This window comes from Nitrospirillum bahiense, from assembly GCF_007828025.1.
Classification (GTDB): domain Bacteria; phylum Pseudomonadota; class Alphaproteobacteria; order Azospirillales; family Azospirillaceae; genus Nitrospirillum; species Nitrospirillum amazonense.
Window position 1 is genome coordinate 1 of the sequence record NZ_VITO01000026.1, and the last position, 26,717, is coordinate 26,717.

General features: G+C 70.0%; 29 protein-coding genes. 16 read left to right on the forward strand and 13 right to left on the reverse strand.

The features are described 5' to 3' along the window. Positions 1-184: 184 nt before the first annotated feature. Positions 185-2,125: an acetate--CoA ligase gene (gene acs / locus FBZ88_RS26195; RefSeq protein WP_145619971.1), complete on the reverse strand. Its 1,941-nt coding sequence runs from the start codon at positions 2,123-2,125 to the stop codon at positions 185-187. A gap of 459 nt (positions 2,126-2,584) precedes the next feature. Between acs and FBZ88_RS26200 the strand changes: the two genes are divergently transcribed. Then, complete coding sequence (locus tag FBZ88_RS26200; RefSeq protein WP_145619972.1) at positions 2,585-2,908, forward strand: hypothetical protein; 324 nt, start codon at positions 2,585-2,587, stop codon at positions 2,906-2,908. 137 nt (positions 2,909-3,045) lie between these two features. Here the strand turns inward: FBZ88_RS26200 and FBZ88_RS26205 are convergent, their stop codons facing one another. Beyond that, complete coding sequence (locus FBZ88_RS26205; protein WP_145619973.1) at positions 3,046-3,519, reverse strand: SRPBCC family protein; 474 nt, start codon at positions 3,517-3,519, stop codon at positions 3,046-3,048. A 141-nt stretch (positions 3,520-3,660) separates the two neighbouring features. On the opposite strand from FBZ88_RS26205, the gene FBZ88_RS26210 reads away from it, so the two are divergent. Next, positions 3,661-4,572 (forward strand): LysR family transcriptional regulator, encoded by a 912-nt coding sequence (locus FBZ88_RS26210; protein WP_145619974.1) that lies wholly within the window; start codon positions 3,661-3,663, stop codon positions 4,570-4,572. Here FBZ88_RS26210 and FBZ88_RS26215 read toward each other — a convergent pair whose 3' ends face one another. The 4 genes from FBZ88_RS26215 to FBZ88_RS26230 all read right to left on the reverse strand — a co-directional run bounded on the left by FBZ88_RS26215 (position 4,573) and on the right by FBZ88_RS26230 (position 6,798). Continuing rightward, positions 4,573-4,929, reverse strand: coding sequence for a Rieske (2Fe-2S) protein (locus tag FBZ88_RS26215; RefSeq protein ID WP_145619975.1), 357 nt, complete (start codon positions 4,927-4,929; stop codon positions 4,573-4,575). Then, positions 4,922-5,335, reverse strand: coding sequence for an EVE domain-containing protein (locus FBZ88_RS26220; protein ID WP_145610523.1), 414 nt, complete (start codon positions 5,333-5,335; stop codon positions 4,922-4,924). The genes FBZ88_RS26215 and FBZ88_RS26220 overlap by 8 nt, the downstream gene beginning before the upstream one ends. A 163-nt stretch (positions 5,336-5,498) precedes the next feature. Next, positions 5,499-5,783 (reverse strand): YciI family protein, encoded by a 285-nt coding sequence (locus FBZ88_RS26225; RefSeq protein ID WP_145619976.1) that lies wholly within the window; start codon positions 5,781-5,783, stop codon positions 5,499-5,501. Positions 5,784-5,805: 22 nt separating this feature from the next. Continuing rightward, the gene (locus FBZ88_RS26230) at positions 5,806-6,798 is read right to left on the reverse strand and encodes an NAD(P)H-dependent glycerol-3-phosphate dehydrogenase (RefSeq protein WP_411861223.1); all 993 of its coding nucleotides are present in this window, start codon (positions 6,796-6,798) and stop codon (positions 5,806-5,808) included. 178 nt (positions 6,799-6,976) lie between these two features. On the opposite strand from FBZ88_RS26230, the gene FBZ88_RS26235 reads away from it, so the two are divergent. From FBZ88_RS26235 to FBZ88_RS26245, 3 genes are all read left to right on the forward strand, one after another. Next, entirely contained in the window at positions 6,977-8,359 is a 1,383-nt protein-coding gene (locus FBZ88_RS26235; RefSeq protein ID WP_145619978.1) for a metal-dependent hydrolase family protein, read from the forward strand. 220 nt (positions 8,360-8,579) lie between these two features. Beyond that, on the forward strand, positions 8,580-8,849 hold the full coding sequence (locus FBZ88_RS26240; protein ID WP_246138869.1) for a type II toxin-antitoxin system HigB family toxin: 270 nt from the start codon (positions 8,580-8,582) through the stop codon (positions 8,847-8,849). Then, the gene (locus FBZ88_RS26245; RefSeq protein WP_186291224.1) at positions 8,791-9,165 is read left to right on the forward strand and encodes a helix-turn-helix domain-containing protein; all 375 of its coding nucleotides are present in this window, start codon (positions 8,791-8,793) and stop codon (positions 9,163-9,165) included. Before FBZ88_RS26240 ends, FBZ88_RS26245 begins: the two co-directional genes overlap by 59 nt. A gap of 8 nt (positions 9,166-9,173) precedes the next feature. Here the strand turns inward: FBZ88_RS26245 and tsaD are convergent, their stop codons facing one another. Next, complete coding sequence (tsaD, locus tag FBZ88_RS26250) at positions 9,174-10,244, reverse strand: tRNA (adenosine(37)-N6)-threonylcarbamoyltransferase complex transferase subunit TsaD (protein WP_145619979.1); 1,071 nt, start codon at positions 10,242-10,244, stop codon at positions 9,174-9,176. 124 nt (positions 10,245-10,368) lie between these two features. On the opposite strand from tsaD, the gene hemC reads away from it, so the two are divergent. Genes hemC through FBZ88_RS26275 form a run of 5 tightly spaced genes read left to right on the forward strand, consistent with a single transcriptional unit; the run spans position 10,369 to position 16,389 of the window. Beyond that, on the forward strand, positions 10,369-11,346 hold the full coding sequence (hemC, locus tag FBZ88_RS26255; protein ID WP_145619980.1) for a hydroxymethylbilane synthase: 978 nt from the start codon (positions 10,369-10,371) through the stop codon (positions 11,344-11,346). A gap of 21 nt (positions 11,347-11,367) precedes the next feature. Continuing rightward, positions 11,368-12,093 (forward strand): uroporphyrinogen-III synthase, encoded by a 726-nt coding sequence (locus FBZ88_RS26260; RefSeq protein WP_145619981.1) that lies wholly within the window; start codon positions 11,368-11,370, stop codon positions 12,091-12,093. Positions 12,094-12,110: 17 nt separating this feature from the next. Further along, entirely contained in the window at positions 12,111-13,946 is a 1,836-nt protein-coding gene (locus FBZ88_RS26265) for a COG4223 family protein (RefSeq protein WP_145619982.1), read from the forward strand. Beyond that, positions 13,943-15,412, forward strand: a complete 1,470-nt coding sequence (locus FBZ88_RS26270; RefSeq protein ID WP_145619983.1) for a heme biosynthesis protein HemY — start codon at positions 13,943-13,945, stop codon at positions 15,410-15,412. Before FBZ88_RS26265 ends, FBZ88_RS26270 begins: the two co-directional genes overlap by 4 nt. Continuing rightward, on the forward strand, positions 15,409-16,389 hold the full coding sequence (locus FBZ88_RS26275; protein ID WP_088870727.1) for a cobalamin biosynthesis protein CobD/CbiB: 981 nt from the start codon (positions 15,409-15,411) through the stop codon (positions 16,387-16,389). Before FBZ88_RS26270 ends, FBZ88_RS26275 begins: the two co-directional genes overlap by 4 nt. A gap of 46 nt (positions 16,390-16,435) precedes the next feature. On the opposite strand, the gene FBZ88_RS26280 is transcribed toward FBZ88_RS26275, so the two are convergent. From FBZ88_RS26280 to cobS, 3 genes are all read right to left on the reverse strand, one after another. After that, positions 16,436-17,122, reverse strand: a complete 687-nt coding sequence (locus FBZ88_RS26280; protein WP_088870728.1) for a lipid-binding SYLF domain-containing protein — start codon at positions 17,120-17,122, stop codon at positions 16,436-16,438. 202 nt (positions 17,123-17,324) lie between these two features. Continuing rightward, positions 17,325-17,942: a histidine phosphatase family protein gene (locus tag FBZ88_RS26285; protein ID WP_244909332.1), complete on the reverse strand. Its 618-nt coding sequence runs from the start codon at positions 17,940-17,942 to the stop codon at positions 17,325-17,327. 47 nt (positions 17,943-17,989) lie between these two features. Next, entirely contained in the window at positions 17,990-18,805 is an 816-nt protein-coding gene (gene cobS / locus FBZ88_RS26290; RefSeq protein WP_145619984.1) for an adenosylcobinamide-GDP ribazoletransferase, read from the reverse strand. 84 nt (positions 18,806-18,889) lie between these two features. On the opposite strand from cobS, the gene cobT reads away from it, so the two are divergent. Beyond that, positions 18,890-19,927 (forward strand): nicotinate-nucleotide--dimethylbenzimidazole phosphoribosyltransferase, encoded by a 1,038-nt coding sequence (cobT, locus tag FBZ88_RS26295; RefSeq protein ID WP_145619985.1) that lies wholly within the window; start codon positions 18,890-18,892, stop codon positions 19,925-19,927. Between the two features lie 115 nt (positions 19,928-20,042). Next, positions 20,043-20,426, forward strand: a complete 384-nt coding sequence (locus FBZ88_RS26300) for a hypothetical protein (RefSeq protein ID WP_145619986.1) — start codon at positions 20,043-20,045, stop codon at positions 20,424-20,426. Positions 20,427-20,484: 58 nt separating this feature from the next. On the opposite strand, the gene FBZ88_RS26305 is transcribed toward FBZ88_RS26300, so the two are convergent. Beyond that, entirely contained in the window at positions 20,485-20,877 is a 393-nt protein-coding gene (locus FBZ88_RS26305) for a hypothetical protein (protein ID WP_040843388.1), read from the reverse strand. 198 nt (positions 20,878-21,075) lie between these two features. On the opposite strand from FBZ88_RS26305, the gene FBZ88_RS26310 reads away from it, so the two are divergent. Both FBZ88_RS26310 and FBZ88_RS26315 read left to right on the forward strand, forming a co-directional pair. Then, complete coding sequence (locus FBZ88_RS26310) at positions 21,076-22,455, forward strand: ActS/PrrB/RegB family redox-sensitive histidine kinase (protein ID WP_145619987.1); 1,380 nt, start codon at positions 21,076-21,078, stop codon at positions 22,453-22,455. Positions 22,456-22,705: 250 nt separating this feature from the next. After that, positions 22,706-23,287: an ActR/PrrA/RegA family redox response regulator transcription factor gene (locus tag FBZ88_RS26315; RefSeq protein WP_322954632.1), complete on the forward strand. Its 582-nt coding sequence runs from the start codon at positions 22,706-22,708 to the stop codon at positions 23,285-23,287. 46 nt (positions 23,288-23,333) lie between these two features. On the opposite strand, the gene FBZ88_RS26320 is transcribed toward FBZ88_RS26315, so the two are convergent. Both FBZ88_RS26320 and FBZ88_RS26325 read right to left on the reverse strand, forming a co-directional pair. After that, complete coding sequence (locus FBZ88_RS26320; RefSeq protein WP_145619988.1) at positions 23,334-25,088, reverse strand: potassium/proton antiporter; 1,755 nt, start codon at positions 25,086-25,088, stop codon at positions 23,334-23,336. A 216-nt stretch (positions 25,089-25,304) separates the two neighbouring features. Next, positions 25,305-25,760, reverse strand: a complete 456-nt coding sequence (locus tag FBZ88_RS26325; protein WP_145619989.1) for a DUF488 domain-containing protein — start codon at positions 25,758-25,760, stop codon at positions 25,305-25,307. A gap of 268 nt (positions 25,761-26,028) precedes the next feature. Here FBZ88_RS26325 and rpmI point away from each other — a divergent pair, with 268 nt between their 5' ends. Together rpmI and rplT are read left to right on the forward strand one after the other, a co-directional pair. Beyond that, the gene (gene rpmI / locus FBZ88_RS26330) at positions 26,029-26,229 is read left to right on the forward strand and encodes a 50S ribosomal protein L35 (RefSeq protein ID WP_004271784.1); all 201 of its coding nucleotides are present in this window, start codon (positions 26,029-26,031) and stop codon (positions 26,227-26,229) included. 13 nt (positions 26,230-26,242) lie between these two features. Continuing rightward, a complete protein-coding gene (rplT, locus tag FBZ88_RS26335; RefSeq protein WP_040843389.1) occupies positions 26,243-26,605 on the forward strand; it encodes a 50S ribosomal protein L20 in 363 nt (120 codons plus the stop codon). Positions 26,606-26,717: the final 112 nt, after the last annotated feature.

Genomic DNA, 26,717 nt, shown 5'->3' on the forward strand with positions numbered 1-26,717 from the left:
CACGCCTGGAACAAACTCGTCGAACAGCCTTACCGCATCATGTCCATTGGACTTCGACGCTGGGCACATGGGTCGTAATTAATGCTCGTTGGTATCACGCCGCTGCAAGGGGTGGCTTTCCAGAGCGTAAAAAAAGCCGGCTAGGTCGCCCCAGCCGGCCTTCCCTCATTCATGATTCCGCGCCTCAGCCCCGGTTCATGCGGCTGTCCACCAGGTCGGTGACCACGGTGGGATCGGCCAGGGTGGAGGTGTCGCCCAGCGCCTCATGCTCGTTGGCGGCGATCTTGCGTAGGATGCGGCGCATGATCTTGCCGGAGCGGGTCTTGGGCAGGCCCGGTGCCCATTGGATCAGGTCGGGCGTGGCGATGGGCCCGATCTCCTTGCGTACCCAGGCCACCAGTTCCTTGCGCAGCTCCTCCGACGGGTTCTCCCCGGCGTTCAGGGTGACGTAGGCATAGATGCCCTGGCCCTTGATGTCGTGCGGATAGCCCACCACGGCGGCCTCGGCCACCTTGGGATGGGCCACCAGGGCGCTTTCCACCTCGGCCGTGCCCAGGCGGTGGCCGGACACGTTGATGACGTCGTCTACGCGGCCGGTGATCCAGTAATAGCCGTCCTCGTCCCGACGGCAGCCGTCGCCGGTGAAATACTTGCCGGCGAAGGTGGAGAAGTAGGTCTGCTTGAAGCGCTCGTGGTCGCCGAACACGGTACGCATCTGGCCCGGCCAGCTGTCGGCGATGCAGAGGTTGCCCTCGGTCGCCCCTTCCAGCACGTGGCCCTCATTGTCGACGATGACCGGCTTCACCCCGAAGAAGGGCAGGGTGGCCGAGCCCGGCTTCGTGGCGGTGGCACCGGGCAGCGGGGTGATCAGGATGCCGCCGGTTTCCGTCTGCCACCAGGTGTCGACGATGGGACAACGCTCATCACCCACAACGGAGTGGTACCACAGCCAAGCCTCGGGGTTGATGGGTTCACCCACCGAGCCCAGCAGGCGCAGGCTCTTGCGGCTGTGGCGCTTCACCGGCCCTTCGCCCTCGCGCATCAGGGCGCGGATGGCGGTGGGGGCGGTATAGAAGATGTTGACCTTGTGCTTGTCGATGACCTGCCAGAACCGGCCGCTATCCGGGTAATTGGGCACGCCCTCGAACATCAGCGTGACGGCGCCGTTGGCCAGGGGCCCGTACAGGATGTAGCTGTGGCCCGTGACCCAGCCCACGTCCGCCGTGCACCAGTAGACGTCGCCCTCGTGGTAATCGAAGACGTACTGGTGCGTCATGCTGGCGTAGACGAGGTAGCCGCCGGTGGTGTGCAGAACACCCTTGGGCTTGCCGGTGGAACCGGAGGTGTAGAGGATGAACAGCGGGTCTTCCGCGCTCATCGGCTCGGGCGGGCAGTCGGGGGAGGCGGCGGCGACGGCCTCATGGTACCAGATGTCCCGGCCCTCGACCCAGTTCACGGCGCCGCCGGTGCGGCGCACGACGATGACGGTGTCCACACCGGGGCAGGCCTTCAGTGCCTGGTCGGCGTTGACCTTCAGGCCCACCTTGCGGCCACCGCGCAGGCCCTCGTCCGCGGTGATGACCACGGTGCTGCCGCAGTCCTGCACCCGGTCCTTCAGGCTGTCGGGGGAGAAGCCGCCGAACACCACGGAATGGACGGCGCCGATGCGGGCGCAGGCCAGCATGGCGTAGGCCGCCTCCGGGATCATGGGCAGGTAGATGGTGACCCGGTCGCCCTTCTTGACGCCGCGCGCCTTCAGCACGTTGGCCAGGCGGGTGACGTTGTCGTACAGCTCGGAATAGGTGATGTGCTTGTGCTCGGACGGGCTGTCGCCCTCCCACAGGATGGCGGTCTGGTCGGCGCGCGCGGGCAGGTGGCGATCCACGCAGTTGGCGCAGGCGTTCAGCACCCCATCCTCGAACCAGCGGATGGAGACGTCGCCGGTGAAGCTGGTGTTCTTCACCTTGGTGTAGGGCTGGATCCAGTCCAGCCGGCGGCCATGCTCGCCCCAGAACCCGTCCGGATCGCTGATCGAACGGTCGTACATCTGCTGGTATTTCGTCGCGTCGACCCAGGCGTCTGCCGCCACCGCGTCGGGAACGGGGAACAGGGTGTTGTTGCTCATGGGACCTTGGTTTCCTTCCCTGATGTGTTGTCGCCGGCCGGGGCTCATTGGAGCCTCCACCCATGTCCGGCCCGGCCCCTCCGCACCGGGGGGCTCTGGCCGGCCCTGTCTGTCGGGCCTGGCGCGGCGATCGCCATCGCTTGCCGGGCCGAGTATCCCTCTTGCCCCCGCATTCCACAAGCGCGGGGCCGTTGCGGCCGCCGGTAAATTCACGGCAATTCACGGGTTTGCCGACTTTTCCGGGGCTGTGGATCATGAAAAATCAGGGAGGCATGGCGGGTCCATGACATGGATCACCCCGCCAACCATTCAGGGTGACGCGAAAGGATGGTTTTCCTCAGGTCCTTTCCCCTTCGGCGCCGCTCCCGCCCGTGTTCATCTTGTGTTATTCATAATGCCGCTATTGTCATTCGGGGCGGGCCACCTTCCGGCCCGGACTTTGCGCGGATAGGGATACCCATGACCACGGGTGTTGGGGACAACGGTACGGGACATGACGCGACGGATCTGATCGGCCGGCTGAGCCAGATCAGCAGCCGCACCAGCCTCATGGCCATCGACAGCGTGCTGCGCGCGCTGTCCCATCCGGCCGTGACCCGCACCACCTCGGGCCTGGCCACGGCGGAGGGGGGCTCGTCCTCGGCGGCGGTCGCCAATGACGCCGCCGACGCCCTGTCCGCCCCCACCGTCGCCGACGTGGCGCGCGAGGTGGGGGTAATCGCCCGCCGCATGGTCACCACGACCGAGGACTTCGCCGCCACCATGAAGACCCGCTCGGCTTAACGGCACCGGCGCGCCGTCACCAGGTGATCAGCGGGGCGCGGCGCAGCCAAGTGTCGTCGCATATCTGATCCACATGACTGCCTCGGAAAAGGGGACGCCGGCTGGGCGGCGCCCCGCGTGGATGGTAGGGGCGTCGATCAGAGCCGGCCTTCCGCCAGCAGCTCGCGGGTCCGCTTCAGCGTCGACAGCAGGGCGGCCTTGTAGCCCCGGTCGCTGTCGAACTGCGCCTGCTCGGCCTGTTCCTCGGCCCCGTTCGGTTCCTTGCCGCGCAGGCCGAGATAGCAATAGAAGCGGAGCTGAAGCGCGCCGTTGGCATCCTCGAACAGCTCGTTGACGATGGCGCCCTCGCGCGGGCCGGTGGCCTGGAAGAAGGTGACCTTGGCCTCGGGCTCGAAGGTGATGATCTCCCGCAGGTCGGCACCACCGATCGTGGCCTCCCGCACGATGTGCGTGGCGCTCTCCTCCACCACGTCGCAGCGGGTGCAGAGGTTGGGCGGCAGGAACAGGCGGGCGTCGCGGGCCTTCAGCACCAGGCCCTTCCAGACCTGGGCGCGGGTCAGCGGGGCCTCGCCCTGCGGGTTAACGAGAACGGTGGCGGTCGAATAGATCATGATGGCGCTCCTCGCTCAGGTTGGATTTGCCAGGGCGTCCGGCTGGGCCGCGCCTGGCGTCTGAAGACACCCCAAATTTATTGATCCATATCCGGGCCGATAGCCGGTAGATTTAGACGTATCGTCTCTATGGTGGAACAGATGGACCTGCTCGCCCTCGCCGATTTCAACCTTGTCGCCCGCCATGGCGGGTTCGGGCGGGCCGCCCGCGCCTCGGGCCGGCCCAAGGCGACCCTGTCCCGCCGGGTGGCCGAGCTGGAGGCCGCCCTGGACCTGCGCCTGTTCGAGCGTGGCGGCCGGCTTCTGAAGCTGACGGAGGAGGGGCGGGCCCTGTTCCAGCGGACGGGCGCGCTGCTGACCGAACTGGATGAGACGGCGGCGGCGATTGCCTCGGGCGGGGACCGGCCGCGGGGGCGGCTGCGGGTGAGCGCGCCGCTGCTGTTCTCGCAGACCGCCATGGGCAGGATCGCCGCCGGCTTCGCGCTGAAATACCCCGACGTCCGGTTGGAGGTCACGACGGAGGACCGGCCCGTCGACATGGTGGAGGAAGGCTACGACCTGGTGATCCGGGTGAACCCCGATCCGGACGAAAGCCTGGTCGGGCGCAGCTTCCTGCGTGACCGCCTGGTCGTCGTCGCCAGTCCGCATCTGGCCCGGCCCCACCTCGACCGGCCAGCGGATGACCGCGTGGTTCCGGCTGTGGTGCGGGGGCCGGCGGGCGGGGGCGGGACCTGGGATGTCGTGGGGCCGGCGGGTCGGGCGCGCATCGCGGTGGACCCGGTGCTGCGCCTGTCGTCGCTGGTCATGGTCCGCGATGCCGTCCGGGCGGGCGTCGGCGCCGCGCGGCTGCCCATTTCCCTGGTGAGCCACGACCTGGCCGCCGGCACGCTGGTGCATTGGGGGGATGTGGAGGGGCCGGAGATCGCCCTGTGGGCGCTCTACCCCTCGCGGCGGCTGCTCAGCGCGCGAGTCTCAGCCTTCCTGGATTACTTGAAGGAGGCGTTTCCCGCCGGCGCGCCGGAGGAACTGGCGGCCTATATCGGTGGCGCCTGATCAGCCGTCCAGATGGACGGCGCCGTCCTCGACGCGCACCCGCACCGGTGTCAGGCTGCGGCCGGCGCAGGGGCCGTGAATGCACAGGCCATCCTCCACCCGGAACAGGGCGCCGTGGGTGGCGCACTGCAGGTGACGGCCGTCGGCGCTCATGAACTGGTCGGGCGTCCAGTCCAGGGTGGTGCCGACATGGGGACAGCGGTTGTGATAGGCGAAGGCCCGGTCGCCCCGCCGGGCCACCAGGATTTCCTCGCGCGCGCTGCCGCTGCCCCAATTGATCCCTTTCGCCTGTCCATCGGCGATGTCCGCCAGGCGGCACAGGGGAGAGGGGGCCAGAGGGGTGGCCGCCTCAGGCATCGACGCCCATGCGCTGGCAGGCGCCTTTCCACTCCGCATCCGTGATGGGGCAGACGGACAGGCGCGACTGGCGCACCAGGGCCATGCTGGACAGCTCGGGGTCGGCCTTGATCTCCTTCAGCGTCAGGGGCGTCTTCACCGGCATTACCGGCTTCAGATCCACCATGACGAAGCGGCCGCTTTCATCCGACGGGTCGGGGTAGGCCTCGCGCACCACCTCGGCGATGCCCACGATCTCCAGCCCCTCGTTGGAGTGATAGAAGAAGGCGCGGTCGCCCACCTTCATGGCCTTCAGGTTGTTGGCGGCCTGGTAATTGCGCACGCCATCCCAATGGGTGCGGCCGTCGGCCACGAACTTGTCCCACGCATATTTGAAGGGTTCCGACTTCACCAGCCAGTAGGGCATCTCTTGTTTCCTTGTTCCCTCAGGCGCCGGACGCGGCGACCTGACCGCTTGGCTTATCCTCGACTTCCAGTCCGCCTGCGGCTCCCCGTAAATCTCCGGCGGCCCCCTTGTATTTAAACGGGGGGCGCAGCCTAGGGAAAAACTGGGATGGCGGTGCTGCCGATCAGGCCTTCGGATAAACGACGCGGAAGGGTTGGATCGTTACGGATTCGAAAACACCGGCTTGGGCATAAGGGTCGGCGGCAGCGAAGGCCTGGGCGGCAGCTTCGTCGGGGAAATCCACCACCAACAGGCTGCCCACGGGGTTCTTGCCCTCGGTGTCCAGCAGGGGGCCGGCCACGACGATATGGGCCACCTGGCTATCCAGATATTCCAGGTGCTTCGGCCGGGTGGCCAGGCGCAGGTCCAGGTTGCCGGGCTTGTCGGTGCAGGTGATGGCGAAGTGCATGGGAACGGCTCTCCGGTAAGGCTTATGCGCCCTCGGGCTTGAGGGGGCGGGACAACAGGGATTGGATGGTGGCGTTGACGTCGGCACCATGGTTCAGGATGGCATCCACCGCCTGACAGATGGGCATGTCCACGCCCCGGCGGGCCGCCAGGCGCACCACGGCTTCCGCCGTGTAAACCCCTTCCGCCACGGAATTGCGGCCGGCCAGGATGGTGGCCAGAGGCTGCCCCTGGCCCAGGGCATGGCCCAGCGACATGTTGCGCGACTGCAGGCTGCCGCAGGTCAGCGTCAGGTCACCCAGGCCGGACAGGCCCATGAAGGTTTCCGGCCTGGCGCCCAGCGACTGGCCCAGGCGGGCGATCTCCGCCAGTCCGCGGGTGATCAGGGCGGCGCGGGCGTTGTCGCCCAGGGCGCGCCCGGCGACGATGCCGCAGGCGATGGCCAGCACGTTCTTCACCGCCCCACCGATCTCCGCCCCCACCAGGTCGTCGCTGGCATAGGGGCGGAACGTTAGGCTGCCCAGGGCCTGGGCCAGGCGCTGGCCAAGGCCCGCGTCGCGGCAAGCCAGGGTCACGGCGGTGGGCAGACCCCGCGCCACCTCGGCGGCGAAGGTGGGGCCGGACAGCACGGCCAGCGGCGTGCCGGGCAACTCGCCGGCCGTCACCTCGGTCATCAGGCTGCCGGTGGCGATCTCGATACCCTTGGCGCACAGCACCACCGGTGTGCCACTGACCAGCAGGGGCTTCAGCTTCGCCGTCGTGGTGCGGATATGCTGCGCCGGCGTCACCAGCAGCACAGCGTCGGCCCGCACGGCCTCCGCCAGGTCGCCAGTGGCGCGGATGGCGGGGTCCAGCGCCACGCCGGCCAGGAAGGGGGTGTTCTCGTGGCTGCCATTGACGGTGGCCACCACTTCGGGCTCGCGCGCCCATAGCACCACGTCACGCCCGGCCCGGCGGGCGGCCATGGCCAGCGCCGTGCCCCAGGCGCCCGCCCCGATGACACCGATCCGCTGCATCTCCATCCCCTCCGGACGTCATAAGCGATTGCTGGCCTTGGCTTACCCCGGATGGGCCGGCTTCCGCAATGGGCCGGTGGCGGCGGTGCCGAGGCGATGATACCGTGGCGCCCAGCCGACCGGGCGGTGAACCGGCGGGTGAAACAGGGACATGGCTTCTGAATAAGGGGATGCCGAAATGGCTGTTGGTACCATGACGACGGCGGGCCGCGCCCGCCGCGCCGCCTATTCCTTTGCCCTGCTGGCCGGTTGCGCGCTGGCCCCACTGGGCGCGCACGCCCAGGACGCCGCCCCGGCGCCCAAGCCGGTGGTGCTGCACTGCCCGGCGTTGCTTGACTCGGTGGCCGGCAAGATGCTGGGCCAGAGCAGCGTGGTCATCCAGGGCGACCGCGTCACCGAGGTGGTCTCCGGCTATATCACCCGGCCTGAGGCCGAGGTGGTTGAACTGGCGGGGGAGACCTGCCTGCCCGGCCTCATCGACGCCCATGTCCATCTCAGCAACGAATTCACCCCCACCGTCTACAGCGACATGCTGCACTTCAACCTGGCCGACTGGGTGGTGCGCAGCACGGTGTGGGCCAAGCGCACCCTGCTGGGCGGCTTCACCACCGTGCGCAACCTGGGCGACAGCCATTATGAGACGGTGGCCCTGCGCGACCAGATCAACAAGGGCTGGGTGGCCGGCCCGCGCATCCTCACGGCCGGTCCCGCCATCGGCTCCACCGGCGGCCATGCCGACGACGGCGATGGCCTGCGCATGGACCTGCAGCCCGACGTCGGCGCGCACGACAGCATCATCAACGGCACGGCCGACGCCTGGAAGGCGGTGCGCGAGCATTACAAGCAGAACGTCGACACCATCAAGATCATGACCACCGGCGGCGTGCTGGACCTGTCGGGCAGCGTCGACAACAGCCAGCTGACGGAGGAGGAGACCAAGGCCCTGGTCGCCGCGGCGCATGAGTACGGCTACATCGTCGGCGTCCACGCCCACGGGGCGGAGGGCATCCGCCGCGCCGTCGTCGCCGGCGCCGACAGCATCGAGCACGGCACCTTCATGGACGCCCAGGACATGAAGCTGATGAAGGAGCACGGCACCTACTACGTGCCCACCATCTACACGGGCACCTATGTGACGGAGAAGGCCAAGGGCAACCCCCACGCCTATCCGCCGGCGGTGCAGGCCAAGGCCCTGCTGGTGGGCCCGCAGCTGATGAAGACGGTGGGCGACGCCTACAAGGCCGGGGTGAAGTTCGCCTATGGCACCGACGCCGGCGTCTACCCGCACGGTGAGAACTGGAAGGACTTCCCCCTGCTGGTCCAGGTGGGCATGCCGGCGATGTACGCCCTGCAGATGGCGACCATCAACGCCGCCACCCTGCTGAAGAAGGATAAGGATATCGGCAGCGTTGCCGCCGGCAAGTACGCCGACATCGTCGCCGTTCCCGGCGACCCGACCAAGGACATCATGCTGATGGGCAAGGTCGACTTCGTGATGAAGGGCGGCGTCGTCTTCAAGAAGGGCGGTGCGGAACAGGTGTTCACCAGCACCGCGCATTGAGGGAGGCTGCCTTCGCCGATGGTGGCGGGGCACCGGCCTAGCGACGCGCTATCAAGGACATGGTCTCAGGGGCAAGGATGTTCCCGGACCGGGAACGCCACTTGTTCCCGGTCCGGGAACAGGTTGTGGTTGGATCATGCAAGTCATAGCCCTGCGTACGCTACGCCAGTTCTGGGAAAAACATCCCCGGGCGGAAGCTTCCATTCGGGGATGGTACGCAATGGCCACCAGGGCTGAGTGGGCCGGCCCCGCCGACATCAAGGCGCAGTTCGGTTCGACCGTGGATTTCGTGGGGGATAACCGGGTGATCTTTGATCTAGGCGGCAACAAATTCCGCCTGATCGTCCATGTGTCCTACACGTTCGGGCGCGTTCTGGTGAAATTATCGGAACGCATGCCGAATACGACAAGATTGATGCGGAGACTGTGTGATGAACATCCGCCCCCTACGGTCCGAAGCGGACTACGAACAGGCCTTGGCCGACATTGAGCGCTTCTTTGAAAACGAACCCGCCCCGGGCACGGTGGAAGCGGACGACTTCGATTTGCTCGCCTTGGTCATCGCCGACTATGAGGCGAAGCATTGGCCCATCGAGGTCCCCGACCCGGTGGACGCCATCAAGTTCCAGATGCAGGCCCGGGGCTACAGCCAGCGCGACCTGTCCGTCCTTTTGGGGTCACGATCCCGGGCATCCGAAATCCTGTCCCGCAAACGGTCCTTGACCATGGAAATGGCATGGAAGCTCAACCGCGAATGGGGCATTCCGGCGGAGTGTCTGATTCGTCCGAGCAATAGCGCCAACTGACGCGGCGCTTACGCCTTCACCCCCGCGAACTTCATCGGCTTCGCGGTCGGGTCCAGCGGCCAGCGAGGGCGGGGGGCGAAGTCCAGGCCGTCGGTCTGGCCCAGGCGGAAGCGTTCCAATCCCGCCCAGGCGATCATGGCGGCGTTGTCGGTGCACAGGGCCAGGGGCGGGGCGGTGAAGGTCAGGCCGCGCTTGGCCGCCAGCTTGGCCAACTGCTCCCGCAGATACTTGTTGGCGGCGACACCGCCGGCCACCACCAGGTGCCTGCCCCCTCCTTGTTCATCGGCGGGATGCCGGCCCTTGAAGGCCTTGATGGCGCGGTCGCAGCGGTCCAGCAGCGACTGCCCCACGGCGTGATGGAAGGCGGCGGCCAGATCCGCCACGTCGGCCTCCGTCGGGGTGCCCAGCTGTTCCACATGCCGGCGCACGGCGGTCTTGAGGCCGGAGAAGGAGAAGTCGCAGTCTGGCCGCCCCTTCATCGGGGCTGGCAGGTCGAAGCGGCCGGGGTTGGTGGCCTTCTGTGCGGCCTTCTCCAGCAGCGGGCCGCCGGGATAGCCCAGGCCCAGCAGCTTGGCCGTCTTGTCGAAGGCCTCGCCCACCGCGTCGTCGATGGTGGTGCCCAGGCGGCGGTACCGGCCCACGCCTTCCACCTCCAACAACTGGCAGTGCCCGCCCGATACCAGCAGCAGCAGGTAGGGAAAGGGCACGTCGTCCGTCAGGCGCGCCGTCAGGGCGTGGCCTTCCAGGTGGTTCACGGCGACGAAGGGCAGGCCGCGCGCCGCTGCCATGGCCTTGGCCGTCATGACGCCGACGATCACCCCGCCGATCAGGCCGGGCCCGCCGGTGGCGGCGATGGCGTCCACTTGGCCCAGATCCAGGTGCGCCTCATCCAGCGCCTGCCGGATCAGGCCGTCCAGGTAATGCAGGTGGGCGCGGGCCGCCACCTCCGGCACGACGCCGCCATAGGGGCGATGCTCGTCCAACTGCGACAGCACGACGTTGGCGCGGATGCCCCGCGCGTCATCGACGATGGCGCAGGCGGTTTCATCACAACTGGTCTCGATACCCAGGACGATCATCACTCAAAACCCTTGGGCCATCCGGCATGCGCCGGACCTAAGCCATATCAAATCGGCATCATTTCCGCCGTTGTCACCGACCGGGCCCTTTCCCGCAACCGCAAAGGGGGATAGACAGGCAAGCATGACGACCGCGACGCCCTCCCATACTCCACAGGCTCCCCTCCGCATCGGCACGCCCCTGCGTATCGGAACAAGGGGCAGCCCCCTGGCCCTGGCCCAGGCGCATGAGACGCGCGACCGGCTGGGGGCGGCCCATCCCCACCTTGCCGTGCCCGGCGCCATCGAGATCGTCGTCATCAAGACGACGGGCGACCGCATCCTGGACCGCACCCTGGCGGAGGCCGGCGGCAAGGGCCTGTTCACCAAGGAGATCGAGGACGCCTTGCTGGCGGGGGAGATCGACCTGGCCGTCCATTCCATGAAGGACGTGCCCACGGTGCTGCCGGCGGGGCTGGACATCACCTGCCTGCTGCCGCGCGAGGATCCGCGCGACGCCTGGTTCAGCCGCGACGGCGCCACGCTGATGGAATTGCCGGCGGGCGCCGTTGTCGGCACCGCCAGCCTGCGGCGCCAGGCGCAGGTGCTGGCCCGCCGCCCCGACCTGACCGTGGTGCCCCTGCGCGGCAATGTGCAGACCCGCCTGCGCAAGCTGGCGGAGGGCGAGGTGGACGCGACCCTGCTGGCCATGGCCGGTCTGCGGCGCCTGGACTTGGCCGACAAGGTGACGGCGGTGCTGGAGGCGGACGTGATGCTGCCCGCCGTGGCCCAAGGCGCCATCGGCATCGAGGCCCGCATCGCCGACGCCGCGACCAACCGCCTGCTCGCTCCGCTGAACTGCGCCGACACCGCCCTGCGCGTGACGGCGGAGCGGGGGGTGCTGACGGCCCTGGACGGGTCCTGCCGCACCCCCATCGCCGCGCTGGCGCGGGTGCTGGCCGACGGCAGCATGAATATGGAGGCCATGGCGCTCAGCCCCGACGGCCGCACCATCGTCACCACCAGCCGCCGCTTCCTGGCCAGTGATGCGCGGGCCGCCGGCCTGGACGCGGGTGCCGAGCTGAAGGGCCGCCTGCCGCCCGGCATCTTCACCGCGTCCTGACGGCGGGACGGGGCGGCACCCATGGCCACCGTCCTCATCACCCGCCCCCAGCCGGAGGCCGACCGCACGGCGGCGGCCGTGGCGGCCCTGGGCCACGACGTCCTGATCGACCCGCTGCTTACGGTGGAGGACATGGACGTTGCCCTGCCGCCGCATGTGCAGGCCGTGCTGATCACCAGCGTCAACGGCGTACGGGCCCTGGCCCGGCAGGGCGCGCCCCGTACGTGGCCCCTGTACGCAGTGGGCGACCGCACCGCCGCCGCGGCGCGCGAACTGGGTTTCACCGCCGTGCGGTCCGCCGCCGGTGACGCGGACGACCTGGTTCGCCTGGTGGCGGCTGAAACCCGGCCCGAAGCGGGTCTGCTGCTGCACGCTGCGGGAGCCGACGTGGCGGGCGATCCCGCCGGCGCCTTAGCGGCCCAGGGTTTCACCGCCCGGCGCCTGGTTCTCTACCGCGCGGTGGCGGCGGACACCCTGCTACCCGGCGTCCGCGACGCGTTGGTGGCCGGCGCGGTTGACCATGTGCTGCTTTTTTCTCCCCGGTCGGCGCGTACGTTTGTTAACCTTGCGGTACAGGGCGGCGCCGATCTGGGCGCCGTTTCAGCCCTGTGCCTCAGCCCGGCGGTGGCGGGCGCCCTGGGAGACGCCCCCCTGTTCCGCCATGTCGCCGTGGCCGCCCATCCCAACCAGGCCGCCCTGTTGGACCTGCTGGCCCTGGCGCCCGACGGGCCTGGACGCGTTTTTTAGGATGAAAGGATCGCCGTATGAGCGGTGAAGGTTCGGACGCCCGGTCCCCCACCCCCGGCACGGGACCCGCCCCTGCTATAGGACAAGGCGGTTTGGCCCAGGCGGGCGTCAATCCGCAGGTGGACGCCATCGTCGAACGGTTCGGCGGCATCCGGCCCATGGCGGCCAAGCTGGGCATTCCTGTGACCACTGTTCAAGGCTGGAAAAAGCGCGGTCATATCCCACCCAACCGCCGCGCCGACCTGGAGGCGGCGGCATCGCGCCTTGGGCTGGTCCTGGAAGCCGCCGAGCTGGATGCCGTGATGGGCGCGCCCGAGACGCCCGCCAGCCTGTCCGCCACTGCAGTCATCGCGCTGCCGGGGCCGGACGATCGTCCCCTGCCGCCTGGCCCCGCGCCGCTCGCCGACCAGCCCTCTCTGGATAGGGAGACGCCGGCCCCCGCCAGCAGCTATCGCCTGGGCGCCCGGCCGGACGACGCCGTGCCGCCCTCCCCGCCGCCGCTCCCACCGCCACTGGGCGAGACCTTCCGCGCGGATCGCCCCCGCATGGAATTGCCAAAGACGGACGCCCCCAAGGCGGAATCGCCCCAGGTGGACGCCCCGCGCAGGGAGGTACCCAAGCCTGACGCCATCCGCCGCGACGCGCCCCGGCCAGCCGCCCCGCCGCCACGCCGGGGCGGGGGGGCCGTGTCGGCCCTTGCCCTGTTGATCTCCCTGGCGGCGCTGGGGGCCGGCGGCTGGTCGCTGTACCGCGCCGGCGTCCTGGACCCGTGGCTGAGCCGCGCCGGCCTGCCCGCCGCCCTACCGATCGGCCAATCGGGGTCCGCCCAGCCGGCGCAGTCAGCGGAGCAGGCGGGGACGGAGGCGACCTTGGCCGAGATGGCCCGCCGCCTGAACGCTGCCGGCCAGCGCCAGCAGACGCTGGAGCAGGAGGTGGCCGACCTGAAGGCCAAACTGGCTGCCGCCCCGGTCGTGGGCACCGACGGTACCGCGGCTCCGGCGACCCCGGATCCCGCCCTGGCCGCCCGGCTGGAGCAGATGACGGACCAGTTCAACCGCCTGACCGATCGGCAGCGGGCGCTGGAACAGGCGCTGGCCCAGTCGGCGCAGCAGCGGGAGGAATTGAGCGGCCGCCTGGCGGCGCAGACCGCCGCCGCCGGTCGCGGCCAGGCGCTGCTGGTGGCGACCAACCAGCTGCAGGCGGCCTTATTGTCCGGCCGGCCCTATGGGGTGGAGCTGTCGGCGGTGCGCAGCCTGGCGCCGGAGGACGATGCCCTGCGCCAGGCGCTGGATCGGCTGGCGCAAAGCCAGGCCACCGGACTGGCCGGCCCCGTGGCGCTGCGCGAGGGCTTCGACCGCGCCGCCACCGCCGCCCAGCAGGCGGCCCAGGTGCCGGAAGGGGCCGACTGGCTGCAACAGCTGTGGGGCCACATCAAGGCCCTGGTCACCATTCGCCGCAAGGACGGCCGTATCGAGGGCAACGCGCCCGACGCGGTGGTGTCGCGCGCCGGCGCCGCGCTGGACCGGGGCGACATCGGCACGGCGGTGGCGGAAATGTCGGCCCTGTCCGGCCCGCCGGCGGCCGCACCCGAGGTCCAGGCCTGGCTGCGCGACGCCCAGGCGCGGCTGAGCGCCGATGACGCCATGAACCGGCTCTCGCGCCGCGCCGTCAGCGACGTGCAGGCCGGCCTGCCGCCTCCTAAGGAACGACCGGCCGAAAGCGCGCCCGCTCCGTCCTCCGACGCCGGCAAGGGCGAGGCGGCCAAGCCTGAGGATGCCAAGCCGGCGGAACCGGTGCCGACCGAGGGGGGCGCCCCTGCGCAGCCCCAGCCGGCTGATGGGGGCCATCCATGAGGCGGACGCTGTGGTTCCTGCTGCGCCTGGGCCTGGTCATCGCGCTGGCCGTCTGGGTGGCGCAGCGGCCGGGCACCCTGCGGCTGGATTGGCAGGGTTACATCATCCAGACCCAGGTGGGCGTGGTGGCCGTGGCCCTGCTGCTGCTGGCGGTCGTGGCCTACATCCTGGTGCGCCTTTTCGTGCTGGTGTGGCGCAGCCCCGGGCGCTTCGGCGCGGGGCGCCGCACCAGCCGGCGCACGCGGGGATACCAGGCCCTCGGCCGGGGCTTCCTGGCGGTGGCCAGCGGGGACGGCGCCGGCGCCGGCCGCCTGGCCGCCAAGGCCGACGGCCTGCTGAACGAACCGTCGCTGACCCTGCTGCTGTCCGCCCAGGCGGCGCAACTGGCGGGGGACGAGGCGGCGGCGGCCGGCCATTTCACCGCCATGCGCGAGCGTGGCGCGGCGCTGAAGCAGCCGGACATGGCCTTCGTCGGCCTGCGCGGCCTGGCCCTGCAGGCGCTGGCCGCCGGCCAGACCCAGCGGGCGCTGGGCCTGGTGCAGGAGGCGGTCGCCCTGAAGCCCAAGGCGCGCTGGCCCCTGCTGACCCAGTTCGACCTGCAGGCGCGCGCCGGCGACTGGACCGCCGCGGCGGCCACGCTGGACGCCCTGACGGCGGCCAAGGCCCTGCCGGCGGAAGCCCTGCGCCGCCACCGCGCCGCCCTGCTGGTGGAACGCAGCCGGGCGGCGGAGGCTGACGGCAACCAGGATCAGGCGCTGGCGTTGGCGCGCAAGGCCCACGATCTGGAGCCCGCCTCCGTGCCGGCGGCGGTGCAGGCGGCGCGCCTGCTGGCGGCCACCGGGGCCGCCCGTGCCGCCACCCGCGCCCTGGAACAATCCTGGCGGCTGGCACCCCATCCCGAGCTGGCCGCCGCCTGGGGCACGGCGGGTGAGAAGGCGGGCGATGCCGCCGACCCGCTGGCGCGGGTGAAGCGGCTGGAGGCACTGGTGGCGTTGGATGCCAGCGTGCCGGAGGCCCACGTCGCCCTGGCCGACGCTGCGACCGAGGCGCGCCTGTGGGGCCTGGCGCGGGGCCACCTGACCCGCGCCCTGGCCCTGCGGTCCAGCGCGCGCGTCTATCGCCGCCTGGCGGCGCTGGCGACGGCGGAGCATGGCCAGGGTGCCGAGGAGCGCGGCCACCTGGCCCAGGCGGCCAAGGCCGCCCCCGATCCCGCCTGGGTATGCCAGGCCTGCGGCGGCGTGAACCCCGCCTGGGGGGCGCTGTGCAGCCATTGCGGCGGCTTCGACACCCTGGTCTGGCGGGTGCCTGGCAGCGCCGCGCGCAGTGCGGCGGCCGAGACGCTGGGCTTCCTGCCGCCGCCGGAACCGCCGGCGGGCGGGGCGGAGGCAGGCGGCGGTTTGCGCGGCCTGTCGAACCGGCTGCCGTCGTTCACGCTGGCCAGCTTCAGGCCCGGTAGACGGACATGATTCCCCTGCCGTTCGCCCCGCCCCGGGCGGAATCGCTGCTGCTGCTGGCGCTGGCCCTGGTGCTGAACGCCTTCATCGCCGGCTTCCCCGCTGTGGACCGCTGGCTGGCGACGCCGCAAAGCCAGCTGGCCGGCGCGGTGCGCTGGGCCGACAAGCGGCTGAACCGGATCGAGCGGCTGGATAGCGTGCGCCTGGCGCGGGGCGCCCTGCTGATCCTCATCCTGGGCGGCGGCGTGGGCCTGGCGGCCCTGGTGCTGACCATCGCCGCCGCGCATGTGCGCGTGGCCTGGCTGCTGTCGCTGCTGCTGGTGACGCGGGCGCTGCTTTTCGGCCGTCTGCTGGTCACCATGCGGGGCCTGCTGGCGGCCGCCACGGCGGCGGATGAAGAGGCGCTGCGCCAGGCGGTGGCGCCGCTGACCCACAAACCCGTCTGGTCCATGGACCGTCACGCCGTGCTGCGGGCGGGGATGGAGGCGCTGGTGGGCCAGGTCAGCCGCGGCCTGGTGGCGCCGCTGTTCTGGTTCGCGCTGTTCGACCTCCCCGGCCTGATGATCTGGGTGACGGTGGAGACGGTGGCGGTGACGGTGGGCCACACCTCACCGCGCTACGCCGCCTTTGGCCGGCCGGCGCGGCGCGCGCTGCTGGTCATGGATTGGGTGCCGGCGCGCCTGACCGTGCTGTTCCTGGCCGCCGGCTGCCTGATGGTGCCCGGCAGCCGCCCGGGCACGGCCTTGGCCGCCCTGCGCACCCAGCATATCCAGGGCACGGCCGCCCTGCCCCTGGCCGCCGTGGCCCGCGCCCTGAACCTTGCCCTGGCCGGGCCGCGCAAGGAGGGCGAGATGGTGGTCTACGAGGACTGGCTGGGCACCGGCCGCGCTCGTGTCGACGCCAGCGACATGCGCGCCGTCGTGGCCCTGACCGCCGCCGCCGGCCTGCTGGCCGTGTGTATCGCGCTGCTGGCGCTGGTGTGGGCGTGAGAGGTCCTCAGGCGCCGGTGGGCGCCCGAGGCGATCCCGATATCCCTCAACTACCGCTCAGCACACTCGCCAAAGCCTGGGCTTCCGGGCGGAAGAACGCGCGGTCCAGCAGAATTTGCTCGGGCGTGGTCTGCTGGCCATAGAAGATATCGTTCCATTCCTTGCGCGGGGTGATGACCGAGCCGTCGACGGCCAGGCCGCCGAACAGGCCGCTGGTCTTGGCGTAGACGTACATGTCGGCATCCACGCCCACGCCATAGCCGGCGCCCACCTGGGTGCCCAGCTCACCCACCGCCACCTTGGCGTCGGCGCCCAGCTTCACGCTGCGGTCCATGACGGCGTTCAGGCCCTTGTCGGTCATGATCACCAGCATCATCTGCGCCTGCTGGCCGCCGAACTGCAGGCCGAAGCTGGCCTCGGCCATGGTGTAGAAGGCGGGGCCGCTCCACGACCCGTCGGTGCCGCGCGCCACCAGCACACCGGTGCCGCCGCCCCCACCCAGGAAGAAGCCGGCCTGGATGACGTTGGGCAGGATCAGCACGCCCTTGGCCCGGCCCAGCAGGTTCTTCAGCGGGGCGTATTGCGGATCGCCCAGCAGGGTCATGGCGGTCAGCCGCGCGCGCTCCACCATCAGCTGCGCCTCCGTCACCTCCGCTCGCGCCGGCATCGCGGTTCCCAGCGCGAGCGCCACGCCCGCCGCCGCACCCGCCAACACCTGCCGCCGATCGATCATCTTCCTCATCCTCATTAGTCGGGGTTCAGCGTGGCTGAACCATCTTTTGATGTTGTTGGCAGAATTCCTACCATATCTGGATGCCGCCGCCCATGGCCCAGTCGGGCGCCCCCAGACGGGCACGCCTCATCAGGCCCCAAGCCGCCGACACCGTGGGGGTGACCCTAAAGGCGAAGTAAGGCGGCCGTGCGGCAAGGTTGGGTCAGGGGATGCGGTTCACCCAGCGCACGGCCCAGACGGGGCCATTGGCGGTGGCGATGCGGTCCAGGCGGGTCAGCGACAGGGGCGCCACGTCCAGCGACAGGGCCGTGGCGGGCGTCAGGGCCAGGGCTTGGGCGATGGCGGCGCGCACCGGGCCGGCGTGGCTGATGCAGATAATGTCGCGGTCGCCGGTTTGCCGGGTGCTCCACTCCTCCACCGCCCCGGCGACGCGGCGGCACACCTCGGCGAAGCTCTCGCCGCCGGGCGGGGCGACGCTGGCTGGGTCGGCCCAGAAGGGGGCCAGGTGTGGGTCGCCCGCATCCTCCAGCTCGGCGTAGCTGTGGCCCTGCCAGGCGCCGAAATGCTGTTCCATCAGCCGGGGATCGGTCGCCGGCTCAGTCGGGGCGGCGGGAACCAGGGCCGCCAGGCGCGCGGCCGTCTCCCGCGTGCGGCCCAGGGGGCTGGCCAGCCACACGGCGCTGGTGGGCAGGCGCGCCGCCGTCAGCTGGGCGCTGGAGCCCGGCCACAGGGCCAACTCCACATCGGCCTGTCCGGCGATCTGATGCGGCTGTGCCAGGGGGGCGTGGCGCACCCACCACCACCGCACCGTCTTCGCCAACGGGGGCGTCGCCAAGGGGGGAGGTGCTGAGGGGGGGAAGGACGTGGTCATGGCATGGTGACGGAACCGCCCAGGGCGCCGGTCACGGCCACCAGGAACAGGATCTCCACCACCTGTTCCGTCGCCCCCAGCACGTCGCCGGTGATGCCGCCCACCTGGCGCCGGGCCAGCTGCCCCACGACCAGGACGCCGCCGGCCGCCACCGCCAGGATGGCCAGGCGGGTCATGCCGCCGTCCAGCGGCAGCTTGGTCAGGGTGGTGGCCGCCAGGACGAAGCCGGCCAGCAGCGCCGCCAGGGCGCGGGCGCTGTTGGGCTTGCCCACATTGGCGCTGTTGCCCACCAGCCGCGCCTCCGGCAACAACAGCTTCATGCCCGGCAGGAAGGCGCGGGAATAGGCGTGCGCGCCCATCAGGGCCACGGCCACGTGGTGCGGGCTGGCGATGGCGGCCAGGGCCAGGGTGCGGGCGGCGACGCTCAGCACCAGGGCGGCGGCGCCATAGGTGCCCACCCGGCTGTCCTTCATGATGGTCAGCTTGGCCTCGCGGTCGCGCCCGCCGCCGAATCCGTCGGCCACATCGGCCAGGCCGTCCTCATGCAGGGCGCCGGTCAGGCCCATCAGCGCGCCCACCGTCAGCAGGGCCGCCAGCAGGGGCGGGACGTTGACGCTGCTGAGCCCCCAATAGACCAAGCCGCCCACGGCGCCGATCAGGGTGCCGACGATGGGGAACCAGGTGAGGGCACGGGAATCCAGGTCCTGGGGCCAGGCCCCGCGCCAACGGATGGGCAGCCGCGTCAAAAAGATCACGGCGGCTATGAATTCGGCGAAGACACCGCCCAGGCGCGGCCCCGTTGCATCAGTCATGGTTCCGGTATACGGGAAGTCCCGTCCGCCCGCCAGCGCCACTCCGGCGCCTGATCGCGGGTCCCATTATCGGGCCGGAGCATCATGAGCGACATCCCCTCCTTCGACGAATTCCGCCGCGTCCTGGCCGACCTGCCGGGCCCGGATCTGGAGGCTGCCACCACCGTCATGCAGCGCGAGGTGCAGCTGACCAAGCCGCGCGGCGCCCTGGGCCGGCTGGAAAGCCTGACGGAATGGCTGGCCACCTGGCAGGGCCGCACGCCCCCCCGGGTGCAGCATCCGCGCGTGGCGGTGTTCGCCGGCAACCACGGCGTGGCGGCGCTGGGCGTGTCGGCCTATCCGGCGGCGGTGACGGCGCAGATGGTGCACAACTTCACCCAGGGCGGTGCCGCGGTGAACCAGCTGTGCGGCCAGGCCGACGCCGACCTGCGCGTCTATGAACTGGACCTGGACAACCCCACCGCCGACTTCACCCACGGCCCCGCCATGAGCGAGGAGGCCTGCGCCCGGGCCATGGCCTACGGCATGATGGCGGTGGAAACCGGCATCGACGTGCTGTGCCTGGGGGAGATGGGCATCGGCAATTCCACCGCGGCGGCCGCCCTGTGCCTGGCCCTGTTCGGCGGCAATGCCGAGGACTGGGTGGGCCCCGGCACCGGCCTGGATGCCCAGGGCATGGCGCGCAAGGCCGCCGTGGTCGCGGCGGGCGTGGCGGCCAACGCCGACCTGCTCAGCGATCCCTTGCATGTCCTGCGCGCCCTGGGCGGCTATGAGCTGGCCGCCATCGTCGGCGCCATCATGGCGGCCCGCATGGCCCGCACGCCCGTGGTGCTGGACGGCTACGCCTGCACGGCCGCCGCCGCCGTGCTGTACAAGCTGGACCCCCGCGCCCTGGACCATTGCATCGTCGGCCACCTGTCGGCCGAGCCGGCCCACCGCCGCCTGCTGGACGCTATCGGCCAGGAGCCGCTGCTGACCCTGGGCATGCGCCTGGGTGAAGGCTCCGGCGCCGCCCTGGCCCTGCCCCTGCTGCAGGCCGCCGTCGCCTGCCACACCGGCATGGCCACCTTCGCCGAGGCCGGCGTGTCCACGCGCGGCGGCGAGGGCCGGGCGACGCATTGATGACGATGCCCCCTGCTCCATTAGGTCGGAGCAGGGGGCGACCGGCGCTCTGCTGGGGTTATCCTGCCAGTGTCATGATATGCGCCTGCTATCGTGAGAACGATGGAGATCACGGTTGGAATGGACCGCATGGAACAAAGGGCGCGTTAAAGATGTGGCTTTCATCGGCTTGGCGCTCCTGGTCGCCCTTATCTACTTCGTCAAAAGAAGCGGTCAGCCAAGTCCAGCTTTTGTGAACGGAACGTACAGCAGCGTCTGCTGCGGTTCGATTGTGCTGGCGGATGGCACCATACGCCGAGGCGGCGACGTATCCACATATCGGCTTGAGAGGATGAAGTTCGGCCTTACCGCTTATATGGACGCCACATTGACGCGCGATGGGCTACGGGCGTCGCCCGATGGTGCCAGTCTCGTTTTCGAGGAACGGAATGGGCGTTGGACTTTCGCGACGGTGGTCGATCACGAATATGCCGAGTTCACATTGGACGGCTCGATGTAGGCTAGGCCTTTCGTAGCTAAGCTTGGAGCTTTCCATACGTCATGCGGAGTTTGAGAACTCACGGCCGGTGATATGTCAGCACCCACATGACGCCCACGGCCACCGCCACCAGGCAGGCCAGCATCCAGGTGCGGATGGGCACCGCCACCTTCTCGCCCGGGCCCTTGCCCTTCTTGGGTTTGATGGGGCGTTCCGATCCCGCCACCACGGTGGGCTTGGGCCGGCCCTTGCCCTTGTAGGGGTCGTGCAGTTCCACCAGGCGCCAGTCGTAGTTGGACAGCGCCTCCTCACTCTCGAAATCCACCTGGATCAGCCGGACATAGCCCCGGCCGTGGCTGCGCACCGCTTCGCTGAACTCCCGCTTGCCGGCCGACAGATTGTCGACCAGGGCCAGGGTTTCCCATTTCTTGCCCTGGGGCTTCTGCACCGCGAATTTGCGCTGGCTTTCCAAGGATCGTTCTCCACCGGCAGGGGCGAGATGCCGCCCTTCCTGGAGCAATTATCAACGCCCGGCGGCCGGGGGCAAGGGGCTGAACGGAACTGTCGACGGCGACAGGTGCGACGCCGTGGCCCGTGCGCTATAGCTTGACGCCCGGCATGGTTGCCGCTGGTTTATCCAGGTCCATTTTCACCCAGGACGATCAGGTCGATGACGCGGCAGGCGTGGACAGGAACGGCGGACGACGACACGGACGAGGCGCGGCCGGTGGGCGGCGGGCGCTGGGCCACCGCCCGCATCAACCTGCGCACCCTCAACACCATCCGCTGGATCGCCATCGCCGGCCAGACCGTCACCCTGCTGACGGTGGAAGACCTGGTGGGCATCGACATCCCGCTGCTGCCCGCCCTGGCGGTGACGGCGGTGTCGCTGCTGATCAACCTCTACGCCATCGCCCGGCGCCGGCGCAGCCCCTTCCTGACCGAACGGGGCGCGGTGCTGTTCCTGGGCTATGACACGGTGCAGCTGACCGTGCTGCTGATGCTGACCGGCGGGCTGGAGAACCCCTTCGCCGTGCTGGTGCTGGCGCCCTTGATGGTTGGGGCCAGCATGCTGGGGCGCCGGCTGGTCACGGGGCTGACCACGCTGACCACCGCCTGCCTCACCCTGGTCTGGGTCCTGGCCATGCCCCTGTCGTGGCCGACCAGCAACGGCGTCACCTTGCCGCCCATCTATCTGGGGGGCATCTGGGCCGCCCTGACCCTGTCCGCCATCTTCATCGCCACCTACGTCTACAAGGTGGCGCAGTCCGGCCGCGACCTGTCGCAGGCCCTGATCGCCAGCCAGGTCTCGCTGGCCCGGGCGCAGAAGGCTTCCGCCCTGGGCGCGCTGGCGGCGGCGGCGGCGCATGAGTTGGGCAGCCCGCTGGGCACCATCGCCGTGGTGGCCAAGGAACTGGCCCGCGACATGCCGCCCGACAGCCCCTGGGTGGAGGATATCCAGCTTCTGCAGAGCCAGTCCGACCGCTGCCGCGTCATCCTGGCCGACTTGGCCCGCCGCCCGGACGCGGAGGGGGAGATGGAGCCCTACGCCCCCCTGGGCCCCGTGCAGGTGATCGAGGCCGTGGCCGCCCCCCACCGCCGGGCGGACGTGGCGCTGGAAATCACCGTGACCGGGGCGGAGGAGGGCGCGCCCTCTCCCCTGCCGTTGTCGCCCGAGCTGCAGCACGGCCTGGGCAACATCCTTCAGAACGCCATGCAGTTCGCCACCACCCGGGTGGACGTGACCCTGCATTGCGATCCCTCCGCCCTGGTGCTGACCGTGGCCGACGACGGCCCCGGCTTCCCCGTCAGCCTGCTGGAGCGGCTGGGCGAACCCTATGTTTCCGACCGGGATGAGCGGCTGGAGCAGGTGCCGGTACGCGCCGGCGGCGGCGGCACCATGGGGCTGGGCCTGTTCATCGCCCAGATCCTGCTGGAACGCACCGGCGCCGTCGTCTCCTACGCCAACGGTCGGCCGGGCAGCACGCCCGTGGGCGCCGGCGCCCATGTCACCGTGAACTGGAGCGGGCCGCTGCCGGCGGCCCAGTGACGGGGCCGGGCAAGACGAAGCCGCCAGCCGCCGGAACGGCGCAAAAGAATGGGAAACCTTCGTATGGTGGACAATCGGGTATTGCCGCCCTTGGATGGACATAATCCCGTGTCCATCTCTCCGGCCATCACGGGGCGTCCTTTTGCCGCGTGTCGGAATCGCACGGAAGCGTCCAAACACGGCGTAGTAAGGGCGTTGGTAAGTTTGCAACCGTCCTGCGGCATGGCCGGAAAATAAGGGGTTTTCGAGAATGAACGTTGAGACCGGTGACGTGATCGATCCCATGCGCCTCGGCTTCACCGGGGACGCGTCGCGCAGTTTGCTGGTGGTGGACGATGACGCCCCCTTCCGTATCCGTCTGGCTCGCGCGCTGGAAAAGCGCGGCTTCGACGTGGTGGCGGTGGACAGCGTGGCCCTGGGCGTGGACGTGGCGCAGGAAGCGGCCCCCCGCTACGCCGTGGTCGACCTGCGCCTGGCGGACGGCAGCGGCCTGGACGTGGTCAAGGCCCTGCGCGACGCCCGGCCCGAGGCGCGCATCGTCATGCTGACCGGCTATGGCAACATCGCCACCGCCGTGGCGGCCGTGAAGGCTGGCGCCGTCGACTACCTGCCCAAGCCGGCGGACGCTGATGCGGTCGAGGCCGCCTTGCTGACCGACGGCCCCCTGCCGCCGCCGCCGGAACATCCCATGTCGGCCGACCGCGTCCGCTGGGAACACATCCAGCGGGTGTTCGAGCAGTGCGACCGCAACGTCTCGGAAACCGCGCGCCGCTTGAAGATGCACCGCCGCACCCTGCAGCGCATCCTGAACAAGCACGCGCCCAGGACCTGATCGCGGGTAGCCCCAAAGGGGCCGGTCCGGGCCCCGGTTGAGCGGCTCAGGCGCTGCGCCTGAGCCCTTTCAGGCCCTGGCGCAGGCGCGTCCAGGGGCGTTCGTTGGGCGTCAGGTCGATGCCGACTTCGGTCACCCGGGTCTCGTCCATGGACGCCACGATCAGCGCGACCTCGCCCACCTTCAGGCGCACGCCGACGGAGGCGCGGCGGCCCAGGCGGCGGGCCAGGTGCTCGCCAATGGCGATGTCGCCGTCGACGTGTGGCGCCTCAAAGCCATAAAGCCCGGCCACGGTGGCGAGCGGCGTGTCGCCCTTGACCTGGAAATCGCCCAGCCCGGCGGCGCGGCGGCCTTGGTCGCGACGGCCGAACAGGCGTTCCATGGCGGTCAGGGCCGCCGGTTCGCCCAGCACCAGCACGGCGTCGCCGGGGTAGAGCACGCGCACCTCCTCCGGCGCCACGGGATGGCCCTCGCGGATCATGGCCAGCACGCGCACGGATTCCGGCACCACCAGCCGGCCCAGGCCGCGCACCGCCGCCTCGCTCTCCGGCGCCACGGTCAGCATGGCCAGTTGCTGTGGCCCATCCACCGGCAGGTCGATGTCGGCGCGGCCGGGCGGCTCGGGATCGGCCGGGATCTCCACGTCCAGCAGGCGCGCCGCCGGGCCGATGGTCCAGCCCTGGGCCAGCAGGGACAGCAGCACCACGGCGAAGGCGATGCCGAAATAGGTTTCGGCCCCCGGCAGGCCGGACAGCACCGGCAGCAGGCCCAGGAAGATGGGCACCGCGCCGCGCAGGCCGACCCAGGAGATGAACAGCCGCTCGTTCCAGGCGAAGCCGAAGAAGGATAGGCACAGGGTGACGGCCAGGGGCCGCGCCACCAGGATCAGCGCCACGGCCACCACCAGGGCCGGCAAGGCCACGCGCACCAGCGTATCGGGCGAGACCAGCACGCCCAGCATGAGGAACAGGGAGATCTGGCTCAGCCACGCCAGGCCGTCGTGGAAACGCTCGATGATCTGCCGCGCCTTGACCCGGCGGTTGCCCATGATGAAGCCGGCCAGATAAACGGCCAGGAAGCCGGAGGCGCCGATGGTCTGGGTGGCGCCGAAGATGAACAGGGTGCCGGCCAGCGCCAGGATGGGGTAGAGGCCGGCCGACAGTTCCAGCCGGTTGATGATGGCTGACAGGGCGTAGCCGCCGGCGACACCGATGATGCCGCCACCACCCATCTCCAGCGCGAACTGGCCCAGTTGCGCCCAGCCGAAGCCGGCCCCCTGCACCGCATGAATGGACAGGAGGGTCAGGAACACGGCCATGGGGTCGTTCAGGCCCGACTCCACCTCCAGCAGGGCCGAGACGCGGGGGCGCAGGCGCAGGCCCCGCTGATGCAGCAGCAGGAATACGGCGGCCGCGTCGGTGGAGGCGACGATGCTGCCGATGAGGAAGCCCTGGGCCCAGCCCACGCCCAGCAGCCAGCGCGCCACCACGCAGGTGACGCCGGCCGTGACCAGCACACCGGCAGTGGACAGGACCAGGGCCGGCCAGCGCGCCACCTTGAACACCGCCTTGGGCGTGCGCAGGCCGCCGTCGAACAGGATGACGGCGATGGCGATGGACCCGACCAAGGAAGCCAGGCGGTAGTCGTTGAACTGGAAGTTGGCCAGCTTGTCGACCGCGATGCCCAGCGCCAAGAACACCAGCAGCAGGGGCGCGCCGATGCGGGAGGAGGCGCGGCCAGCCAGGATGGCCAGCATCAGCAGCGACCCGAGCGCGAAGATGATGGTGTCGACGTGATGCACTGGCCGACTTGCTCCCCCCGGGCGGCCGCTTCCGGCGCCCCGTTGACCCGAACCGCCTGAGGCTTACCCCAGCCCCAAGCCCTTGGACTAGCTGTCCGTTGGGCCAGCGTCCCCTTCAGGGTCCCATCCGCCGGCCACCTGGTTCTTCTCGCCGCCCATTGTGTCCGCCATGCGGCGCCGGCTGGTAAATTTGGGGGCGGCGGATTCCGTGACGGGCTAGAAGGCGGCGTCCACCGACAGGTGTTGGACATCGAAGCCCCAGCCGGCCGCCATGTCGGCAGCGACGCGGGAGCGATGGCAGATGTGCGGGTCGTCTTCCAGGCACAACAGACAGGCCGGCCCCTGGTTCAGCGCCGTGGCGGCGGCCACGCCCAGCTCATACTGCGCTTCGGGCCGGGCCAAGGCCTGATCGACGATGGACCAGAACAGCGGCTGGTCGCCGGCACGGCCGGCCAAGCGCCCCTCCTTGGGCGTGCCCAGCGCCTTCAGGTGCACATACTCGATGCCGGCCTGGCGCAGGGCGGCCGACAGCGGGCCCTTGGAAAAGCCGGCGCGGCGCGACAATGGCAGTTCCCGCACGTCGATCAGCGTGCGCACGCCGGCCCGCACCAGGCGCTCCACCAGCGCCGGCTGGCCCGCCTTTTCATACCCTATGGTGTAAAGTTCGGGCATGGGCGGGCGCCTCCTAGGCAGGGAAGTCGATGATTGGCGTTAGGGGTTGTCCAGAAGTGGGCCCCAGCCCTGTGTCCGGCAAGGGGCGGATGTGCCTGGAAATGAGTCATTCTGCCGCGCTCAGCCCTTGCCATATGCCCTGCCCCCGTGTACAAACCGCGCTTCATTTTGGCGGCGAGGCCGGACCGAAAGGTCCAGGGCATGCCCACCCGCTCAAATGAATCCACCGCCGTCCTTCGGGGCGGTTATTCTTTCGTGAGGAATCAAAATGCCCAAGCTGAAGAATCACAGCGGGACGAAGAAGCGGTTCAAGCTGACCGCCTCCGGTCTCGTTCGCGCCCAGGCCGCCGGCAAGCGCCACGGCATGCGCAAGCGTCCGCAGAAGATGAAGCGGAACGCCCGCGGCATGATGACCCTGTCCAAGCAGGACGGTATCATCATCACCAAGAATTTCATCCGGGTACCGTAAGGAGGGCTGAACCATGGCTCGCGTTAAGCGGGGCGTGACCACCCACGCCCGTCACAAGAAGATCCTGAAGCTGGCCAAGGGCTACCGGGGTCGTTCCAACAACTGTTTCCGTATCGCGATCGAGAAGGTCGAGAAGGCGCTGCGTTACGCCTACCGCGACCGTCGCGCCAAGAAGCGTAACTTCCGCGCCCTGTGGATCCAGCGCATCAACGCCGGTGCCCGCATCCACGGCCTGACCTACAGCCAGTTCATGCACGGCCTGAAGCGCGCCGCCATCGACGTTGACCGCAAGGTCCTCGCCGACATCGCCGCGCGCGAGCCGGAGGCGTTTAAGGTCCTGGTCGATCAAGCCCAGGCCGCTCTCAAGGCCGCTTGATCCTACCCGGATCAACGGTGCTGATAAGAAGGGGAGCAGGCCCGGCGGGCCCGCTCCCCTTTTTTATTCCCTCAAACGCCGGGCGCGGCCATCCGGCCGCTTGGCTTCCTCG

What these genes read in the sequence shown, in the direction of transcription:
- acs (WP_145619971.1), bottom strand. Translation starts at nt 2,125, where the DNA reads ATGAGCAACAACACCCTGTTCCCCGTTCCCGACGCGGTGGCGGCAGAC.
- FBZ88_RS26200 (WP_145619972.1), top strand. Translation starts at nt 2,585, where the DNA reads ATGACCACGGGTGTTGGGGACAACGGTACGGGACATGACGCGACGGAT.
- FBZ88_RS26205 (WP_145619973.1), bottom strand. Translation starts at nt 3,519, where the DNA reads ATGATCTATTCGACCGCCACCGTTCTCGTTAACCCGCAGGGCGAGGCC.
- FBZ88_RS26210 (WP_145619974.1), top strand. Translation starts at nt 3,661, where the DNA reads ATGGACCTGCTCGCCCTCGCCGATTTCAACCTTGTCGCCCGCCATGGC.
- FBZ88_RS26215 (WP_145619975.1), bottom strand. Translation starts at nt 4,929, where the DNA reads ATGCCTGAGGCGGCCACCCCTCTGGCCCCCTCTCCCCTGTGCCGCCTG.
- FBZ88_RS26220 (WP_145610523.1), bottom strand. Translation starts at nt 5,335, where the DNA reads ATGCCCTACTGGCTGGTGAAGTCGGAACCCTTCAAATATGCGTGGGAC.
- FBZ88_RS26225 (WP_145619976.1), bottom strand. Translation starts at nt 5,783, where the DNA reads ATGCACTTCGCCATCACCTGCACCGACAAGCCCGGCAACCTGGACCTG.
- FBZ88_RS26230 (WP_411861223.1), bottom strand. Translation starts at nt 6,798, where the DNA reads ATGCAGCGGATCGGTGTCATCGGGGCGGGCGCCTGGGGCACGGCGCTG.
- FBZ88_RS26235 (WP_145619978.1), top strand. Translation starts at nt 6,977, where the DNA reads ATGGCTGTTGGTACCATGACGACGGCGGGCCGCGCCCGCCGCGCCGCC.
- FBZ88_RS26240 (WP_246138869.1), top strand. Translation starts at nt 8,580, where the DNA reads ATGGCCACCAGGGCTGAGTGGGCCGGCCCCGCCGACATCAAGGCGCAG.
- FBZ88_RS26245 (WP_186291224.1), top strand. Translation starts at nt 8,791, where the DNA reads ATGAACATCCGCCCCCTACGGTCCGAAGCGGACTACGAACAGGCCTTG.
- tsaD (WP_145619979.1), bottom strand. Translation starts at nt 10,244, where the DNA reads ATGATCGTCCTGGGTATCGAGACCAGTTGTGATGAAACCGCCTGCGCC.
- hemC (WP_145619980.1), top strand. Translation starts at nt 10,369, where the DNA reads ATGACGACCGCGACGCCCTCCCATACTCCACAGGCTCCCCTCCGCATC.
- FBZ88_RS26260 (WP_145619981.1), top strand. Translation starts at nt 11,368, where the DNA reads ATGGCCACCGTCCTCATCACCCGCCCCCAGCCGGAGGCCGACCGCACG.
- FBZ88_RS26265 (WP_145619982.1), top strand. Translation starts at nt 12,111, where the DNA reads ATGAGCGGTGAAGGTTCGGACGCCCGGTCCCCCACCCCCGGCACGGGA.
- FBZ88_RS26270 (WP_145619983.1), top strand. Translation starts at nt 13,943, where the DNA reads ATGAGGCGGACGCTGTGGTTCCTGCTGCGCCTGGGCCTGGTCATCGCG.
- FBZ88_RS26275 (WP_088870727.1), top strand. Translation starts at nt 15,409, where the DNA reads ATGATTCCCCTGCCGTTCGCCCCGCCCCGGGCGGAATCGCTGCTGCTG.
- FBZ88_RS26280 (WP_088870728.1), bottom strand. Translation starts at nt 17,122, where the DNA reads ATGATCGATCGGCGGCAGGTGTTGGCGGGTGCGGCGGCGGGCGTGGCG.
- cobS (WP_145619984.1), bottom strand. Translation starts at nt 18,805, where the DNA reads ATGACTGATGCAACGGGGCCGCGCCTGGGCGGTGTCTTCGCCGAATTC.
- cobT (WP_145619985.1), top strand. Translation starts at nt 18,890, where the DNA reads ATGAGCGACATCCCCTCCTTCGACGAATTCCGCCGCGTCCTGGCCGAC.
- FBZ88_RS26310 (WP_145619987.1), top strand. Translation starts at nt 21,076, where the DNA reads ATGACGCGGCAGGCGTGGACAGGAACGGCGGACGACGACACGGACGAG.
- FBZ88_RS26315 (WP_322954632.1), top strand. Translation starts at nt 22,706, where the DNA reads ATGAACGTTGAGACCGGTGACGTGATCGATCCCATGCGCCTCGGCTTC.
- FBZ88_RS26325 (WP_145619989.1), bottom strand. Translation starts at nt 25,760, where the DNA reads ATGCCCGAACTTTACACCATAGGGTATGAAAAGGCGGGCCAGCCGGCG.
- rpmI (WP_004271784.1), top strand. Translation starts at nt 26,029, where the DNA reads ATGCCCAAGCTGAAGAATCACAGCGGGACGAAGAAGCGGTTCAAGCTG.
- rplT (WP_040843389.1), top strand. Translation starts at nt 26,243, where the DNA reads ATGGCTCGCGTTAAGCGGGGCGTGACCACCCACGCCCGTCACAAGAAG.